Source organism: Microvirga mediterraneensis (assembly GCF_013520865.1).
Lineage (GTDB): Bacteria > Pseudomonadota > Alphaproteobacteria > Rhizobiales > Beijerinckiaceae > Microvirga > Microvirga mediterraneensis.
Genome location: NZ_JACDXJ010000001.1, coordinates 168324 through 186349 on the forward strand (window position 1 = coordinate 168324; position 18026 = coordinate 186349).

The window sequence follows — 18026 nt, forward strand, 5'->3', positions numbered from 1 at the left end:
GCAGAGGAAACACCCATGTTCAACGTCCTCATCTCCCGACTGGGCCAGGCCGTCCTCGTGATGCTCGTCGTATCGGCGGTGTCGTTCGTGATGTTCCGCTATGTCGGCGATCCCGTCGCGACCATGTCTCGGGAGAACGCCTCCGTGGAGGAGAAGGCCGAACTCCGGCGCTCGCTCGGCCTCGATCAGCCCCTGGTCGTTCAGTACGGTCGCTTTCTGAGCCGTACCCTGAGGGGCGACTTGGGCATCAGCTACCGCAATCAGCGCCCGGTGACGGAACTCATCGCCGAACGGCTTCCCGCCACGCTGGAACTCGTGATCGTTGCAACGTTCCTGTCGCTCGCCTTGGGCATCCCGCTCGGCGTGCTCTGCGCACTCAAGCCTCATGGCATCGCTGCGCGGCTGGTTCAGGCCTTCTCGCTCATAGGGATATCGACACCCACCTTCGTGACCGGTATCGTGCTCATTCTCGTCTTCGCAGTGTCTCTCGGTTGGCTTCCCTCCTTCGGCCGCGGCCAGGTCGTCGATCTCGGGTGGTGGTCGACGGGCTTTCTGACGGTCAGCGGCCTGAAATCCCTTCTCCTCCCCGGGATCACGCTTGCTCTGTACCAGCTCACCCTCATCATGCGTCTGGTTCGGGCGGAGATGATCGACGTTCTGTCCAGCGACTATATCCGGTTCGCGAAAGCCCGCGGATTGCCGGCGCGCTACATCCACTTCCGACTCGCTTTGCGAAACGCACTGATGCCGGTCATCACGGTCACGGGTCTTCAGATCGGCTCGCTCATCGCCTTCGCCATCGTGACGGAAACCGTCTTCCAATGGCCGGGAATGGGCCTTCTCTTCATCCAGGCCGTGAGCTTCGTCGACATTCCCGTCATGGCGGCGTACCTGCTCTTCGTCGGCCTGCTCTTCGTCCTCATCAACACCGTCGTCGACATTCTCTACGCGGTGGTCGATCCCCGCCTGCGCGCGAGGTCCGCATGAAAACACTCGCCTCCACTCCCGGCCTGTTCGTCCGACTAGGCGCCCCGATCTCGGTGATCGTCGCCGCCATCGTCGCGTTGTTCCTTGTGGCCTGCGCCTTGCTCGCCTCCTGGATTGCGCCCTACGATCCCACCGATCTTGCCTCGTTCGAGCTGATCAATGCCGAGCTGCCGCCCGCATTCACGGCCAATGGCGATCCGAGCTTCCTTCTGGGGACGGACAATCAGGGCCGCGATTTGCTCTCCGCCATGCTCTACGGCGCGCGCGTGTCCATCGCCATCGGTGGTGGTGCGGTCGTGCTTGCAGCCACCCTCGGCGTCACGCTGGGGCTGCTTGCCGGCTATTACGGCGGCAGGGTGGATGCCCTGATCATGCGTGTCGGCGATGTGATCCTCAGCTTTCCCACGATCCTGCTGGCGCTTCTGGTCAGCGGCATTGCGCGGGCGATCTTCCCCGGAGCAGCAACAGCCGAATGGGCGCCGATCATCCTGATCTGCGCTATCGCGATCCATGAATGGGTGCAATATGCCCGCACGGTGCGGGCCGCCACCATGGTCGAGACGGCGAAGGACTATGTCCGCGCCGCCAAAGTGATCGGCCTGCCGCCGCGTCGGATCATGCTGCGGCACATCCTGCCAAACGTGATGAGTTCAGTCCTCGTCATCTCCACGATCAATCTTGCAGCCGCCGTGCTCACCGAGGCAACCTTGTCCTTCCTCGGAGTCGGCATGCCTCCCACCTATCCCTCGCTCGGCACGCTCATCCGCATCGGAAACGAGTTCGTGTTCTCGGGGATATGGTGGATCGCCCTCTTCCCGGCGCTCGCTCTCGTGATCCTTGTCCTTTCCGTCAACATCGTCGGCGACTGGCTTCGTGATCGCTTCAATCCCAAGCTGAGGGTGAAACGATGAACGTACAATCCACACCCGTCCTCGCCATCGATAACCTGCGCGTCGAGTATCCGCTCGCCAACGGTAATGTTTTCACCGCCGTGGAGAACGCCTCTCTCGTCATCAGGCCCGGCGAGATCCACGCCCTCGTGGGAGAATCCGGCGCCGGCAAGACGACCATCGGCAATACCGTGATGGGACTTCTCGAGAAGCCTGGACGCATCGTGGCCGGCAGCATCCATATCGACGGCAAGCGATTCGATCCTGCCAGAGGCTCGGCGGAGGGCATCGTGCTCGGCCGCGATGTGGGAGCCGTGTTCCAGGATCCGATGACGAGCCTGAACCCGCTCTTCACCATCGAGAGTCAGCTCACGGAAGCAATGCGCTTTCACCTCAAGCTTGGAAAGGCTGCATCCCGGGCGCGCGCGCTCGAATTGCTCGTAGCCGTCGGAATTCCCGAGCCGCGTCGACGTCTCAAGGCCTATCCTCACCAATTGTCCGGCGGACAGCGGCAACGCGTCGTGATTGCGGCCGCCTTGTCCTGCAATCCCAGGCTCCTGGTCGCCGACGAGCCGACGACGGCGCTCGACGTGTCGGTTCAGGCGCAAATCCTCAAGCTCCTGCGCGATCTGGCGGACAATCGTGGGATCGGCATCCTGCTCGTCACGCACAATATGGGTGTCGTGGCTCAGATCGCCGATCGCGTCACGATCATGCATCGGGGCAAGGTCGTGGAGACCGGATTGACGGCAGAGGTTCTGCGCAGCCCCAAAGCCCCTTATGCCAAGGCGCTGATCGGTGCGGTCCCCCGGATCGACCAACGTCTCGACCGGTTCCCGGTTCTAGGCGAGGAAGGCAAGGGCCGCGCGGAGCAGGCCCGCGCGGAGCTGCGCGCGAAGGCCGATCGCGCGGACGCACCGTCCGAGGAGACGCCGATCCTATCCGTCGAGAACCTATGTGTCGACTATAACTCTAGCGGCTGGCTGCCCGGCTCGAAGGGCCACCGCTTTCGCGCCGTGGACGGCGTTTCCTTCTCAGTCCGCAGCGGTGAAGTCTTCGGACTTGTGGGCGAATCCGGCTGCGGCAAGACGACCATCGCCAATGTCGTTTCGGGCCTTGTGCGCCCCACGTCGGGCCGGGTGCTCTATCGCGGCCAAAGCATCGCCGGCGAAGGTGCGACCCGCCGGGTCGGGCCGCTTCGGCAGGCGATCCAGATGATCTTTCAGGATCCCTATTCATCACTCAACAGCCGCATGCGTATCGGCTCGATTCTGTCCGAGCCGATCCTCTTCTATCGCCTCGCCGACACCCGTTCCGAGGCCGAGCGCGACGTGGAACGGCTGATCGAAGCCGTTGGCCTCGACGCGGAGGCAACGCAACGCTTTCCGCATGCGTTCTCCGGCGGCCAGAGGCAGCGCCTCTCCATCGCGCGGGCGCTTGGTGCCAGACCTAGGCTCATCGTCTGCGACGAGCCGACATCCTCCCTCGACGTGTCGGTCCAGGCGCAAATCCTGAACCTGCTGAAGGATCTTCGTGACGCCACCGGCCTGACGCTCCTTCTGATCAGCCATGACCTCGCCGTGGTGCGCCAGATGTGCGATCGGGTGGCCGTCATGCGTCAGGGTAAGCTCCTGGAGCAGGCAGATTCAGAAACCCTCTTCGATGCGCCTCAGCATGCCTATACGCAGGAGCTGCTGTCGCTCGTTCCGACCCTCGACCGTATCCGCGGCGAAATCAAAGCCGCCTGACTGACCGGAGTTTCCCCATGGCCGACATCATCATTACCAACGGCATCGTCGTTACAATGGACCCGCACCGCCGGGTCATCGAAAACGGCGCCGTCGCCATCGAGAAGGACCGGATCGTTGCCGTAGGAACAACCGAAGAGGTCCTGGCGAGCCATCAGGCGCCCACGATGATCGACGCCAGCCGCAAGATCGTCATGCCGGGTCTGATCGACGGACACGCCCATGCAGGTCACGGTCTGATAAAAACCATGGGCGGCGGCGACAGCGACGCATGGTACGAAGCCTGCCACAAGGCCTATACGGTGGCCTCGACGCCAGAGTTCTGGCGTGCCGAGGCCCGCCTCGCAGCTCTCGAGCGCTTGCGCTTCGGCGTAACCACGGGCGTTTCCCTGCTGGGCGGTGGAGATACGATCCTTCGCACCGACGAGCCCATCTATGGTGATGCTCATTGTGAAGGCGTGCGGGAAGTCGGCACCCGGTCCGTCGTCGCCGTTGGCCCGACCCGCCCGCCCCATCCGCGCACCTATGCGCGCATCGTGGACGGGAAAGCCGTCGAGCGCCCCGTGAGCTTCGAAGAGCAGTTCGAAACCTGCAAGACGCTCATCGACACTTGGCACGGCAAGCACGGCGGGCGCCTCAACATCGCGCTCATCACGCCGACCCTGCGGGCCGAGCATCTCGCGGAGCTCGGCGCGGAGAACCTGGAAGAGGCAAAGCGTCAGGCCCGGTTGACGGCCGCTCTGGCCCGCGAAGCCGGCCTCGTCTTCACGCAGGATGGCCACACGAAGGGAAGCGTCTCCTATGCCAAGGAGCTCGGGATTCTGGGGCCGAATGCCCTGCTCTCGCACTCCACCAACCTCACCGAGGATGAAATCCGGATTGTGGCCGATACAGGAACGAGCATCGCCCATAACCCGAGCGCCATCGCGTCGATTCTGGGGCGGTGCCCGGTGCCCGAACTGCTGGAAGCAGGAGCCAATGTCTGCCTCGGTTCGGACGCCACGGCGCCGGATCGCTCCGGCGACATGTTCCGGCACATGCAGCAATGCATGCACTACCACCGGACCTACTTCAAAGATCCCACCTGGCTCCCGCCGGGCCGCGTGCTCGAGATGTGCACAATCGACGGTGCCAAGGCGCTCGGGATGGAGAAGGACATCGGTTCGCTCGAAGTCGGCAAGAAGGCGGACGTGGTGCTCCTCGATCTGCGCCGTCCGCACCTCTATCCCCTCAACATGCCGGTCTTCCGTCTCATCTACTTCGCCAACGGCAACGATGTGGATACGGTGATCGTCGATGGCCGCATCGCCCTGCAAGACCGAAAGGCCGTGTTCGTCGACGAAGATGAAGTGCTCGACGACGCACAGCGTGAGACCGAGGCGATGCTGGAGCGGACCGGCTTCTGGCCCATGCTTGAGACGCCGCAGATGTTCTGGCGCCACGTGAGAGCCACCGACCAGATCGAAAATTGATGGATGCACAACGGTCGGATCAGAGCCGCGATACCCAACCATCCAGACAAACCGTACCAGCCGCCCGGACGCGGCTGGAAGGACAGACCATGCCGATTGCACGCGACCGGGAGACGAACGAGGCACAAGTGTCGCGCAGCAGCATGCGGACGAGGTCCCTCCCGGTTGCGTTCATCGTAGCCTGCGTTGTGGTCGCCGCGCTCAACCTGCGGCCCGCCCTCACCTCAACCGCGACCATGATGACTGAGATCCAGATGAGTCTGGATCTCAGCCAGGCGTGGATCGGCGCTCTGACCACAATGCCGGTGCTCTGCTTCGGAGTCTTCGGGCCGCTGGCTCCCTTCCTGTCCGCCACGCTCGGCCTCGAGCGCGCCATTGCGGTTCTTCTCCTGGGCCTTGCGGCGGGGCTTGCCCTGCGCGCGCTCCCGATTAGTTTCGCACTGTTCGGCGGCACCCTCATTGCAGGAGCGGCCATCGGCATGGCGGGTGTGCTCCTGCCCGTCGTGATCCGCCGTCGCTTCCCCGCGCAGATCGGCCCGATGACTGGTTTCTACACGATGATCCTGAGCGTGGGCGGGGCCAGCGCCGCGGGCCTGACGCCCGTTCTCGAAGGGGCGTGGCGCTCGTGGCCCCTGGCCTTGGCGAGTTGGGGCATCCTCGCTCTCGCCGGCGGCATCATGTGGGCGGCCCTCGCCTCCGTCGAACAGGCCTCCTCAAGCACCGCCCGCCTGCCGCGCTTCTCGCTTCTGATGCGTGATCGCCTAGCTTGGTCGGTTACGGCCTTCATGGGTCTTCAGGCTGGGCTAGCCTTCATCGTTCTCGGCTGGCTGCCGACGCTGCTGCGTGATCGAGGGCTCGATGTCCTTGACGCAGGTGTCGTTACTTCCGTGTCGATCCTGGCGCAGACGGCAACGGCGCTGCTGGTGCCCTCGCTTGCGACGCGACGCGTGTCGCCACGATTTCTAATTCTGCTGGTTCTCATCGCCACCTGCGCGGGTTTCCTCGGCCTGCTTTATGCGCCGCTCATCTCTCGTGTCCTGTGGGCGCTCGTCCTCGGCCTCGGGCAAGGGGGGTTGTTTGGACTCGCGCTTCTTTTCGTATCACTGCGTTCGCCGACCGCGGAGGTTACGGCGATGCTGTCGGGTATGTCGCAGAGTATCGGCTATCTCGGCGCATCCCTATGTCCCTTTGCCGTTGGTGTACTGCGTAGCAGCGACGACCCCTTCCGGGGCCCAGCCATCATGGTGGTCCTGATCACGGCAGGCTGCATCTGGTCCGGCCTCCGGGCGGCGACACCCGCCTATGTGCTTCCCCATCTCAAACAGGGCTGAAATCTCAGACTGCCTCAGGCAACCTGTCGATCAGTTTGTCCAGCGTAAGTGGATAGTCGCGCACGCGAATGCCGGTGGCGTTATAGACCGCGTTCGCGACCGCGGCACCGACGCCGCAGATGCCGAGTTCCGCCACACCCTTGGCCTTCATCGGCGACGACATCGGATCTACCTCGTCGAGGAAGACGACGTCCTGATGCGGGATATCGGCATGGACCGGTACTTCGTAGCCGGCGAGATCGTGATTGACGAAGAAACCGCGCTTCGTGTCGACAGCGAGCTTCTCCATCAAGGCTGCGCCGACCCCCATGGTCATGGCTCCGATTACCTGACTCCGGGCCGATTTCGGGTTCAGGATGCGGCCAGCCGCGCACACTGCCAGCATGCGCCGGACCCGGATCTCGGCCGTCGCGGCATCGACGCCGACCTCGACGAAGTGGCCGGCAAAGGTCGATTGTTGCTGCTTCTTAGCTAAGTCCCCATACTCAATCATGTCCTCGGCAACGAGCTCGCTTTCCCTCGCGGCTTCGGCGAGAGGGACGCTCCGGTTGCCGGAGCGCACCTCGTTGTCCACGAACACCGCCTCCGCGGAGTTGAAGCCGAGCTTTGCCGCCACGGCCTCACGCAACTTCACGCAGGCGGCATAGACTCCGGCGGTGGAATTGTTGGCGCCCCATTGCCCACCGGACCCGGCCGAGACCGGGAAAGATGAGTCACCGAGCCGGACCGTCACCAACTCCAGCGGGACGCCCATCATCTCAGCCGCCGTCTGGGCCAGGATGGTGTAGGAGCCTGTCCCGATATCCGTCATGTCGGTTTCGACCGTCACCATGCCACGCCCATCGAGGCGAACGCGGGCCGCCGACTTGGTCAGGAGGTTGTTGCGGAAACCGACTGCCATGCCGTATCCCACAAGCCAGCGCCCGTTCCGGACCTGGCCCGGCTCCCGCGGACGTTTATCCCAGCCGAAGCGTTCGGCGCCCTGTCGCAGGCACCCCACCAGATCCCGATGCGAGAAGCGGCGTTCCGGCTTCTCGGGGTCGACCTGAGTGTCGTTGATAATGCGAAACTGGACAGGATCGATGCCGAGCTTCGTGGCCATCTCATCCATGGCGATTTCAAGAGCCAGCATGCCAGGCGCCTCGCCAGGCGCCCGCATGGCATTGCCTTCCGGAAGATCGAGATGTGCAAGGCGCAGGGCCGTCAGACGGTTCGCCCCCGCATACAGCAGTCTCGTCTGGTCGACCGCCGTCTCGGGTTTGCCGTCAGGAAGGTTGCCCGAAATACTCTCGTGTGCGATCGCCATGATCGTGCCGTCAGGATTTGCACCGATGCGGATGCGTTGGATCGTCGCCGGTCGATGCGTGGTGTTGTTGGCGATCAAGGGACGGGCGAGCGCCAGTTTGACAGGCCTTCCCGCGGCTTTGGCTCCGAGAGCCGCCAGCACCGCATCGGCACGGATGAAGAGCTTTCCTCCGAAGCCGCCACCGACATAGGGCGCATCGAGACGCACGTTCTCAGCCGGGATGCCCAGGATCTTGGCGATGCTTCCCCTGCCCCAGGCAATCATCTGGTTCGAGGTCCAGAGCGTGAGCTTGTCACCCTCCCACGCCGCGATCGTGGCGTGTGGCTCCATCATCGCGTGGCTTTCGTCGGAGGTTTCATAGCGCTCGTCGAGCTTGACCGGTGCTGCCGCGAAAGCCTCCTCGAAGTTCCCAACCCGAGCTTCGTGTGGAGCTCCGCTGCCTTCGCCGCTGTCACTGGCGACCGGCTCTGCATGGGGAGCTTCGGCCGCGAGGTCGAACTTGCCGGGCTCGTGCTGATACTCGACCCGGATCAGGTGCGCCGCCGCGCGGGCCTGCTCGAAGGTCTCCGCCACCACGACGGCAATCGCCTGATGATAATGCTGGATGACCGGACCGCCGAACAGGTAGGCGGCGTTCATCCGGCCTCTTCCCAACCGGGGCATGTCGAGCGTGGTGACGATGGACAGAACGCCGGGAGCGCTCCGAGCTTCGTCCACATGCATGGCTGCGATCCGCCCCTTGGCGATCGCGGAGCCGAGTACGAAGCCGTAGGCTTGGTTCGGCACCACGTCGTGACGTTCATAGGCATAGGGAGCCATCCCCGTTGTCTTATACTTACCGTCGATGCGGTCCGTCGGGCGGCCGACGATTCTAAGCTGATCGATTGGATTGGTGCCGGCAGGAGTGTCGAATTTCATGGCTCAGGCCCTTGTCTCGGTGAGCACCGCCGCGATGGTGCGCTCGACGAGTGGAAGCTTGAAAGCGTTGTCGCGGGTTGGTTTTGCGCCGGAAAGGAGCGCCGCTGCCGCGGCCTTTGCCCCCCGGGTCAGTTCCGCGTCCGCTGCTTCGATCCGCCAGGGCTTGTGAGCCACGCCGCCAAGGGCCACTCGTCCGGTCCCGTCCTGCTGCACGATGGCTGCGACAGAGACCAGCGCAAAGGCGTATGAGGCGCGGTCTCGAACCTTGCGATAGATCTGCTTGCCGCCGACCGGGGGCGGCAGAGTGACAGCCGTGATAAGCTCGCCGGGCTTGAGCACGGTTTCAATATGAGGCGTATCGCCGGGAAGACGGTGGAACTCGGCGATCGGGATCGTCCGCGTCGTGCCGCCGGCATCGACCGTCTCGACCTTTGCATCGAGCACACGCATGGCAACGGCCATGTCAGACGGGTTGGTCGCGATGCAGCCTTCGCTCACGCCGACGATCCCGAGCTGCCGGCTGACCCCGTCCAGAGCGGAGCAGCCGGATCCCGGCTCCCTCTTGTTGCAGGGCTGGGCCGTGTCGTAGAAGTAGGGGCAGCGGGTGCGCTGAAGCAGGTTGCCCGCTGTTGTCGCCCGGTTGCGCAGCTGTCCGGAAGCACCGGCAAGCAGGGCTCGCGACAGGACCCCGTAATCACGCCGGATCCGCTCGTCAGCTGCGAGGTCCGTGTTGCGCACGAGCGCCCCGATTCGCATACCGCCCTCGGGCGTCGGCTCGACCCGGTCGAGCTTGAGGCCGTTGATGTCGACGAGGTGGGCCGGGGTCTCGATCTGGAGCTTCATCAGATCGAGCAGGTTCGTCCCGCCCGCAATGAACTTGGCGTCGGGACTGCGCGCAACAGCAGCGGCGGCCTGCGCCGGTGAGCTGACGCGCTCGTACGTGAAGGCCTTCATCCTTGCCTCTCCGCGACTTCAGTGATGGCTTCGACGATGTTGGAGTACGCGCCGCAGCGACAGATGTTGCCGCTCATGCGCTCACGCATCTCGATCTCTGTCGGCTGGATGGGTGCGAGCAGGTCCGCCGTGACATGGCTCGGAATGCCAGCCTTGATCTCCTCCAGCATTGCGACGCTTGAGCAGATCTGGCCTGGCGTGCAGTAACCGCATTGATAGCCGTCATGCTTGATGAACGCGGCCTGCATCGGATGGAGATTGTCGGGCTGGCCCAGCCCCTCGATCGTGGTGACGTCACTGCCCTCCTGCATGACCGCGAGGGTCAGGCAGGAATTGATCCGACGCCCATCCACGATCACCGTGCAAGCGCCGCACTGGCCGTGGTCGCAGCCCTTCTTGGTGCCGGTCAGGTGCAGGTTCTCGCGAAGAAGGTCGAGAAGCGTCGTCCGGGTATCGACGGTCAGTGTATGAGATTGCCCGTTCACCTTCAGGGCAACCTGCAACTCGACGAGCCTGCCATCGGGTTCCGGCTGCGCCCTCGCGGCACCTGGAATGGCCGGCATGGCGGCGTACGCTCCGGCGCCGACCATCAGATCGCGCCGGTTCAGATTCAGGTCGTCCGAATCCACCATTTTCCGTCTCCAGTCTATCGAGGATTTTCTGACGTTGCGAGTGGCTCGCCCACACCCACGATGCCCCGCACATCTCGCCGAACGCCTCCACGGCCTGAACTGTTCCGACGAGCGGCGTTGCAACTTTCAATATTCACCATAGGGAATGGATCATAAGGCTCAGAAAAATGTGGCGGGTGAAGCAGTTTTCCAGTCCGAATATTGTTCAGCGCAAGCCGAGCTTAACCGGACAGGCCTTCATGGGATCTTCGGGTTCTGAACCGAGTGCGGCAGCTTCCCCGGTACCTTCTGCAGAGTATAGGAACTAAAACCAGATGCGTATCGCGGCCCCTCACGCGATGCCGAGGTAGGCCGCCTTGATCTGAGGATCGGCGAGAAGAGCGGAACCGGCGCCGCTATGAGCGACCTTTCCGGTTTCCAGCACATAGCCGCGATCCGCGATCGCCAGGGCCGCGCTGGCGTTCTGCTCGACGAGGAGTACCGTGATCCCGTCCTTCTTGAGCGACACGATGGCATCCAGGATCTGGTCGACAAGGAGAGGCGACAATCCGAGGGACGGCTCGTCCAGGAGCAGAAGCTTCGGGCGTCCCATGAGGGCGCGGCCGATAGCGAGCATCTGCTGCTGGCCGCCCGACAGCCCCCCTGCCAGAAGATGCCTCTTCTCGGCCAAGATCGGGAACATCGCGAAGATGCGGTCGCGATCCTGATCTATTTCCTTGTCGCGCCGCCTGTAGGCCCCGAGGCGCAGGTTGTCCTCGACGGTCAGAGGTCCGAAGACCTGCCGACCCTCCGGCGACTGCGTCATGCCCAATTCCACCCTCTTGTGGGGCGGCAGCCGCTCGATGCGTTGATCCTTGAAGCGGATCTCGCCGCCGGTGATCGGCTGAACGCCCGAGAGCGCGCGAAGCAACGTCGTCTTGCCCGCTCCGTTCGAGCCGACCAGCGCGACAATCTCGCCAGCTTGAACTTTGAGATCGATGCCCTTGAGCACCTCGATCCGGCCATAGGCGCTGCGCAGATTTTTCACCTCAAGCACGGGCAGCCTCCCGTGCGCCGTGTCGTCCCAGATAGGCCTCAAGGACCCTTGGATCATCGCGCACCTCCCGCGGTGTGCCTTCCGCAAGCGGCCGTCCGCGCTCGAGCACGAGGATCCTGTCGGAAATCTTCATCACGAGCTTCATGTCGTGCTCGACTAGGACCACGGCGACACCTCGATCGGCGACCTGCTTGATCAGGTGATCGATCTCCTCCGTCTCCACCGCATTGCAGCCGGCGGCGGGCTCATCGAGAAGAAGCACCCGCGGTTCGGCGGCAAGCGCGCGGGCGATCTCCAGTCGCTTGCAGGCTCCGTAGGGCAAAGATCCGGCCGGAACATCGGCGGCGTCCTTCAAGCCAACCTCGGCCAGCAGATCGAGCGCCGCCGCCCGGGTCTCCCGGTTCTGGCGTGTAACCGACGGCGTCCTGAACAGGGCCGGCAACAGGCTGCACTTCTCTCGCAGGTGGCGCCCCACCATCACATTCTCGCAGGCGGTCATGCGCTGGAAGATCTGCAGGTTTTGAAAGGTCCGCGAAAGCCCGCGCGCGGCGAGCTTGTGAGGGGGAAGTCCCGTCACGTCCTGGTCGGCGAGGCGGATCGATCCGCGGCTCGCCGTATAAACACCGGACACGATGTTGAAGAGCGTGGTCTTGCCAGCGCCATTGGGACCGATGATCGACAGGATCTGTCCAGGACTGGCCGAAAAGCTCACGCCATCGACCGCCTTCACGCCGCCAAAGGAAATGCCAATGTCCGTCGCTTTCAGGATCGTCATGAGCGGGCCCTCCGGACCAAAAGGCTCGAGAGGCTCGGCACGATGCCATTGCGCATGAAGATCATCGCCACGATGATGATGAGGCCGAGCAGAAGGTGCTCGTACTCCTGGAAAATCGTAAGGGCCTGCGGGAGGGTGATGAGCACCGCGGCACCGACGATGCTCCCGACCACGGAGCCGAGACCGCCGAGCACCACGATGGTGACGAGTTCGACCGAATGCAGGAAACCGGCCTGATCCGGGTTGATGAAGCCATTCATGAAGGCAAGGGCGGAACCCGCGAGAGACGCGTAGACGGCGGCGATCACGAAGGCCTGCAGCTTGAAGCGGGCCACGTCGACACCGACGACCTGCGCTGCCACCTCGCTGTCATGGAGCGCGCGGAAGGCTCGTCCGGTCGGTGTCTCGTCGAGATTGAGCGCGATCCAGGTTCCGATGAGGAGAAGGGCCCCGGTTACCCAGTACCAGGTGTAGGAGCCGCTCACGCGCCAGCCGAACAGCGTCAGCCGCTCGACCGGCATGCCGTCCGGTCCGCCGGTCCAGCGGCTCTCCGTTGTAATGACGAGCGCCACGAGGACGCCGAGACCGAGAGTCGCGATCGCAAGGTAGTGTCCTTTCAGCCGCAGGATCGGGCGCCCAACAAGATAGGCGAGAATGCCTGAGAGAACCGCGCCGACGAGCAGCGCGGCCCAGGGGGGAATGCCGAGATGCGTCGGCCCGATCGCCACCGCATAGGCTCCGATGCCGAAGAAGGCTGCATGTCCCAGGCTGACCTGTCCGGCCTGCCCCATCAGGATGTTGAGGCCGATCGCGGCAAGCGCCGAGACCCAGACGAGCGAAGCCACGCGGAAGTAATAGCTCGACGGAAAGACGAGCGGCAGCGCGGCGATCACCGCCGCCAGCACGATGAGCGTGATGAAGCGCTGGTTCAGGAGTGCCCGCATGTCTACACCCTCTCCACGACCCGGCGTCCGAACAGGCCCTGGGGAGCCGCGAACAGGACGATGAGAATGACGACGAACGCGAAGGCATCCTTGTAGGTCGAACTGATGTAGCCGGCACCGAAGGCTTCCAGCAGACCAAGCAGCAGGCCGCCCACGACGGCTCCGACCGGATTGCCCATGCCGCCCAGCATAGCGGCGGCGAATCCTTTCAGGGCCAGCAGCGTGCCGACGTCGTAGCTCGTCAGCGTGATCGGTGTCACGAGGATGCCCGCGATGGCCCCGATAGCGGCAGAGCCGCCGAAGGCGAGTGCCATGATGGTGGTGGTGTTGATTCCGACGAGACGCGCCGCGAGGCGGTTCGCGGCCGTCGCGAGCACGGCCTTGCCCGTGATCGTATGTTCGAGAAAGATGTAGAGGGCGAGGACGACGACCGCCGTTCCGCCCAGCACCCAGAAGCTCTGCGGCTGCACAGCCGCACCCATCACGTCGACCGGCGTATCGCCCGTGAAGGCGGGAAGCTTGTGGAACTGCTTGTCGAAGACGATCGCCGCAAGGCCGCGCAACAGGATCGAGGCGCCGATGGTGATGATGATGAGGGTCACGGCCGATGCGCCGCGCGCCGGCTCGATGGCGAACCGGTGCAGCAGCAGCCCGATCACGACGGCCACCCCGATGGCGATCAAAGCTGCCAGCGGAAGAGGCACGCCGGCCGCCGACACGAACACCGTCACCATGCCGCCGAGCATGACGAATTCGCCCTGGGCGAAATTCACCACGCCCGACGCGTTGTAGATCAGGGTGAAGCCGAGTGCGACCAGCGCGTAGACGGCTCCTACCGTCAGACCGGAAATGAGAAACTGGAGGAACTCGGCCATGATGCTGTCCCGCGGCCTTCAGGTTGCAGAACGGGAGGCTGACGATCAGCCTCCCGTTCGATCGATGATGTCGAGGAGTCAGCTTCCCGAGGCGATCAGGTTCCAGTCGCCGCCCTTGATCTCGAGCATTCGGAAGGCCGAAAGATCGAGACCGAGATGGTCGGTGGGCGACATGTTCACGATGCCTCCGGTGCCGACGAAACCCTTGGTCTTCTCGATTTCGTCGCGGATCTTCTTCGGATCGGTCGAGTTCGCGCGCTTCATGGCCTCGACCAGGATGAAGAGACCGTCATAGGCGTGTCCGCCGAAGGTCGAGACCGGCTGTTTGGTCGCGCCCTCGTAGGCCTGCTTGTATTCCGTCACGACCTTCTTCTGCGGATCGCTCTCCGGCAGCTTGTCGCCAACGAGGAGCGCGGCCGCCGGCAGGCGCACGCCTTCGGCAGCGGCGCCGGCCAGATCGATGAAGCTCTTCGAGGCCACGCCATGGCTCTGGTAGAAGGGGATGTTGGTCATGCCGAGCTGGGCGTAGTTGCGGGTCACGATGGCTGGCCCCTGGCCGAAGCCTGGATTGACCACCGCCTGCAGGCCGGCCGTGTTCTTGATCTTCGTCAGCTGAGCGGTCATGTCGCTGTCGCGCGGACCGTAGTTCTCGTCGCTGACGATCTCCATGCCGTAATTCGGCGCGACCTTGACGCATTGCGCGCGCATGGATGCCCCGAAACCGTCTGTGCCCGAGATCAGGCCGACCTTGGTGAGATTGCGCTTCTTCAGATCCTCGAAGATCTTCTCGCACGCCATCTTGTCCGTGTGCGGTGTCTTGAAGACGAACTTGCGCGCCGGATCGATCACCTCGATGGCACCCGCAAGCGAGATGAACGGCACTTGCGCCTCTTCGAAGACCGGGATCATCGCCATGGTGCTGCCGGTGGTCGTTCCTCCCACCATGGCGATCACCTCGTCATCTTCGATCAGGCGCGTCGCGAAGGTGCGTGCCTTGTTGGCATCGCCGCCATCGTCGTAGATCACGAGCTCGATATGCTTGCCAGCGACGCCGCCCGCCGCATTGATCTTGTCGACGTAGAGCCGCATCGTCTTGTCTTCCGGCTCACCGAGAAACGACGACGGCCCGGTCACCGAGAGCACTGATCCGATTTTGACGGTGTTCTGGGCGAGCGCGCCCTGCGAGACGCCGAAAGCCATGACGCTGGCGGCCAGAAGTGATTTGAGAGCGGTTTTCGAGTTCATCTGTTTCCTCCGGTTTCGTTGTCGTTTTCTGTTTTTTTATTGCGCAATGACTGGGCCGCCAAGTGCCCGCGGATCATAGCGAGAAGAGAGCGATCAGGAGGCCGCAAAGCAGGCGTAGCTTTGCATACGGATCCTGTCGGCCGCCAAGGCATGCCATCTCGCTTATCACCTGAAAGGACCGAGTATTGGCTGATTGACGCTGTTTCTCCCATCAATATAATTGACCGGACGGTTGGTCAATAGTAAACAAGTCGCAAGACCACCCGCTTGCCATCAGCGAAAAATCGGGAGGGCCATGGTGGAGAACGATCTCATCGTCACGGAGCGTCGCGAGGGCTATCGGGCTCTTGTTCTCAACAGGCCCGATCGCCTGAACTCCTTCAACGAGGCAATGCATGCGGCCCTGATGTCCGCTCTGGTCGATGCCGAAGCGGACGGGACCTGCCGCGCTCTTGTCATCACGGGCGCCGGTCGCGGATTCTGCGCCGGCCAAGATCTGTCGGATCGGGTCTTCAGCCCCGGCCAGGTTCCGGATCTCTCCTCAACCCTGGAGCGCCTCTACAATCCCCTCGTACGCAAGCTCCGTGCGCTGCGGATGCCTGTCATCTGCGCGGTGAACGGCGTTGCCGCGGGAGCAGGCGCCAACATCGCGCTGGCCTGCGACATCGTCCTGGCGGCGCGTTCGGCCAAGTTCATCCAGGCCTTTTCCAAGCTCGGCCTCGTGCCGGATTCGGGCGGCACCTGGTTCCTGCCGCGCCTCGTCGGCCCGGCGCGCGCGCGGGCCCTCGCGCTTCTCGCCGAACCGGTCACGGCGGAACAGGCGGAAGACTGGGGCATGATCTGGAAAACGGTCGACGATGCCGCCCTGATGGACGAGGCGCATCGTCTTGCCGCTCACTTCGCCGCTCAGCCGACCGTCGGCCTCGGATTGATCAAGCAGGCGCTCGATGCCTCCGAGACGAACGATCTCGACCGGCAGCTCGATCTCGAACGCGACCTGCAAGGACAGGCCGGACGCACGCCGGACTACATCGAGGGCGTCACGGCATTCTTCGAGAAGCGGCAGCCGAAATTCACCGGGAGAGCGTGATGGACGCGCGACCAGACCATCAGGACGACGCGTCTCACGCCATCGCCACGGCCTGCGCCGAAGCCATGTGGGCGGACGACCAGGCGAGCCGAGGGCTCGGCATGGTGATCGAACGCGTGTCACCGGGCGAGGCCGTTCTCTCCATGACGATCCGCTCCGACATGACGAACGGACACGGCATCTGCCACGGCGGCTTCATCTTCACCCTGGCCGACTCGGCTTTCGCGTTCGCCTGTAACACCTACGACCAGCGCACGGTGGCGCAACATTGCGCGGTGACGTTCCTGCTGCCGGGCAGGAGGGGCGACAGGCTCACGGCCCATGCGGTCGAACGTAACCGCTCGGGCCGGTCCGGCATCTACGACGTGACGGTCCGCGACGGAAAAGGCGCGGTGGTCGCCGAGTTTCGCGGTCATTCGCGCACCATCGCCGGCACCCTTCTCGGCCCGGATCCCCAATAAGAACGAACGAATGGGAGGTTCCCTTGCTTCAGATCCCGCATCGCAAGCTGTCCGAACTCAAGCCTCAACCCACTCAGCTCGATCGCTTCGAACTCGCGTCGCGGGATGAACTCGCCGCCTGGCAGCGTGAGCGCCTCGCCTGGTCCCTGCGCCATGCCTACGAGAACGTGCCGCACTACCGGGCGAAGTTCGATGCGGCCGGCGTTCATCCGGACGATTTCAAGGAGCTGAGCGACCTCGCCCGGTTCCCCTTCACCACCAAGGCCGACCTGCGGGACAATTATCCCTTCGGCATGTTCGCCGTTCCCCAGAATCAGATCGCCCGCGTGCACGGCTCGTCCGGCACCACCGGCAAGCCCACGGTCGTAGGCTATACCAAACGCGACATCGACACCTGGGCCGATGTGGTGGCCCGCTCGATCAGGGCCAGCGGCGGTCGCCCCGGCATGAAGGTGCATGTCGCCTACGGCTACGGCCTGTTCACGGGCGGATTGGGCGCGCATTACGGCGCCGAGCGCCTCGGCTGCATGGTGATCCCCATGTCGGGCGGCATGACGGAACGGCAGGTACAACTCATCCAGGATTTCCAGCCCGACGTCATCATGGTCACGCCGTCCTACATGCTGGCCATTCTCGATGAGTTCCGGAAGCAGGGGCTCGATCCGCGCCAATCCTCGCTCAAGGTCGGCATCTTCGGCGCCGAGCCCTGGACGAATGCCATGCGGGCGGAAATCGAAGAAGCCTTCGACATCCATGCGGTCGACATCTACGGCCTGTCCGAGGTCATGGGGCCGGGCGTCGCCTGCGAATGCGTGGAAAGCAAGGACGGGCTGCACATCTGGGAAGACCACTTCTATCCTGAGGTGATCAACCCGGTGACCGGTGAAGTCCTGCCTGACGGTGAGGAAGGCGAACTCGTCTTCACATCGCTGACCAAGGAGGCGATGCCCGTCATCCGCTACCGTACCCGGGATCTGACGCGCCTCCTGCCCGGCACAGCCCGGGCCATGCGCCGCATGGAGAAGATTACTGGCCGCACCGACGACATGATGATCATCCGGGGCGTCAACGTCTTCCCTACCCAGATCGAGGAGAAGCTCCTCACGATTCCGACCCTGTCGGGCCACTACCAGATCATCCTGACCCGCGAAGGCCGGATGGACCAGATGGAGATCCGGGCCGAGATCCGGCCGTATGCCGATTACCCGGAAACCCGCAAAGCCGCCGCCGAGCGCCTGGGACAGTCGATCAAGGATACCATCGGCATCACGGCTCATGTAAATGTCCTCGATCCTGAAGGAATCGAGCGCTCTCTCGGCAAGGCGAGACGCGTGATCGACCGCAGACCGAAAGAATAGAAGA

The 18026-nt window shown here is 63.7% G+C and carries 16 protein-coding genes; 8 read left to right on the forward strand and 8 right to left on the reverse strand.

The genetic code is table 11. From position 1 onward, the window contains the following. The first annotated feature begins 15 nt into the window (after positions 1-15). The 5 genes from H0S73_RS00765 (at position 16) to H0S73_RS00785 (ending at position 6428) form a co-directional block, all read left to right on the forward strand. Entirely contained in the window at positions 16-987 is a 972-nt protein-coding gene (locus H0S73_RS00765; protein ID WP_181050353.1) for an ABC transporter permease, read from the forward strand. Beyond that, complete coding sequence (locus H0S73_RS00770; protein ID WP_181050355.1) at positions 984-1898, forward strand: ABC transporter permease; 915 nt, start codon at positions 984-986, stop codon at positions 1896-1898. Before H0S73_RS00765 ends, H0S73_RS00770 begins: the two co-directional genes overlap by 4 nt. Further along, positions 1895-3625: a dipeptide ABC transporter ATP-binding protein gene (locus H0S73_RS00775; protein WP_181050356.1), complete on the forward strand. Its 1731-nt coding sequence runs from the start codon at positions 1895-1897 to the stop codon at positions 3623-3625. The genes H0S73_RS00770 and H0S73_RS00775 overlap by 4 nt, the downstream gene beginning before the upstream one ends. A 17-nt stretch (positions 3626-3642) precedes the next feature. Then, positions 3643-5097, forward strand: coding sequence for an amidohydrolase family protein (locus H0S73_RS00780; protein ID WP_181050358.1), 1455 nt, complete (start codon positions 3643-3645; stop codon positions 5095-5097). Between the two features lie 89 nt (positions 5098-5186). Then, complete coding sequence (locus H0S73_RS00785) at positions 5187-6428, forward strand: MFS transporter (RefSeq protein ID WP_181050359.1); 1242 nt, start codon at positions 5187-5189, stop codon at positions 6426-6428. A 4-nt stretch (positions 6429-6432) separates the two neighbouring features. On the opposite strand, the gene paoC is transcribed toward H0S73_RS00785, so the two are convergent. From paoC to H0S73_RS00825, 8 genes are all read right to left on the reverse strand, one after another. Beyond that, positions 6433-8652 (reverse strand): aldehyde oxidoreductase molybdenum-binding subunit PaoC, encoded by a 2220-nt coding sequence (gene paoC / locus H0S73_RS00790; RefSeq protein WP_181050361.1) that lies wholly within the window; start codon positions 8650-8652, stop codon positions 6433-6435. Positions 8653-8655: 3 nt separating this feature from the next. After that, a complete protein-coding gene (locus H0S73_RS00795; protein ID WP_181050362.1) occupies positions 8656-9606 on the reverse strand; it encodes an FAD binding domain-containing protein in 951 nt (316 codons plus the stop codon). Further along, the gene (gene paoA / locus H0S73_RS00800; RefSeq protein ID WP_181050364.1) at positions 9603-10238 is read right to left on the reverse strand and encodes an aldehyde dehydrogenase iron-sulfur subunit PaoA; all 636 of its coding nucleotides are present in this window, start codon (positions 10236-10238) and stop codon (positions 9603-9605) included. Before paoA ends, H0S73_RS00795 begins: the two co-directional genes overlap by 4 nt. 331 nt (positions 10239-10569) lie before the next feature. Then, on the reverse strand, positions 10570-11274 hold the full coding sequence (locus H0S73_RS00805) for an ATP-binding cassette domain-containing protein (RefSeq protein WP_181050365.1): 705 nt from the start codon (positions 11272-11274) through the stop codon (positions 10570-10572). After that, positions 11267-12049, reverse strand: coding sequence for an ABC transporter ATP-binding protein (locus tag H0S73_RS00810; RefSeq protein WP_181050366.1), 783 nt, complete (start codon positions 12047-12049; stop codon positions 11267-11269). Before H0S73_RS00810 ends, H0S73_RS00805 begins: the two co-directional genes overlap by 8 nt. Further along, a complete protein-coding gene (locus tag H0S73_RS00815) occupies positions 12046-12993 on the reverse strand; it encodes a branched-chain amino acid ABC transporter permease (RefSeq protein ID WP_181050367.1) in 948 nt (315 codons plus the stop codon). The genes H0S73_RS00810 and H0S73_RS00815 overlap by 4 nt, the downstream gene beginning before the upstream one ends. A 2-nt stretch (positions 12994-12995) precedes the next feature. Beyond that, entirely contained in the window at positions 12996-13868 is an 873-nt protein-coding gene (locus H0S73_RS00820) for a branched-chain amino acid ABC transporter permease (protein ID WP_181050368.1), read from the reverse strand. A gap of 78 nt (positions 13869-13946) precedes the next feature. Next, positions 13947-15113 (reverse strand): ABC transporter substrate-binding protein, encoded by a 1167-nt coding sequence (locus H0S73_RS00825; RefSeq protein WP_181050369.1) that lies wholly within the window; start codon positions 15111-15113, stop codon positions 13947-13949. Between the two features lie 295 nt (positions 15114-15408). On the opposite strand from H0S73_RS00825, the gene paaG reads away from it, so the two are divergent. From paaG to paaK, 3 genes are read left to right on the forward strand one after another with little or no spacing between them, the layout of a single operon-like run. After that, positions 15409-16203 (forward strand): 2-(1,2-epoxy-1,2-dihydrophenyl)acetyl-CoA isomerase PaaG, encoded by a 795-nt coding sequence (gene paaG, locus H0S73_RS00830; protein WP_202049760.1) that lies wholly within the window; start codon positions 15409-15411, stop codon positions 16201-16203. Beyond that, positions 16203-16664, forward strand: a complete 462-nt coding sequence (gene paaI, locus H0S73_RS00835; protein WP_181050370.1) for a hydroxyphenylacetyl-CoA thioesterase PaaI — start codon at positions 16203-16205, stop codon at positions 16662-16664. The genes paaG and paaI overlap by 1 nt, the downstream gene beginning before the upstream one ends. 23 nt (positions 16665-16687) lie before the next feature. Continuing rightward, a complete protein-coding gene (gene paaK, locus H0S73_RS00840) occupies positions 16688-18022 on the forward strand; it encodes a phenylacetate--CoA ligase PaaK (RefSeq protein WP_181050371.1) in 1335 nt (444 codons plus the stop codon). Positions 18023-18026 lie beyond the last annotated feature (4 nt).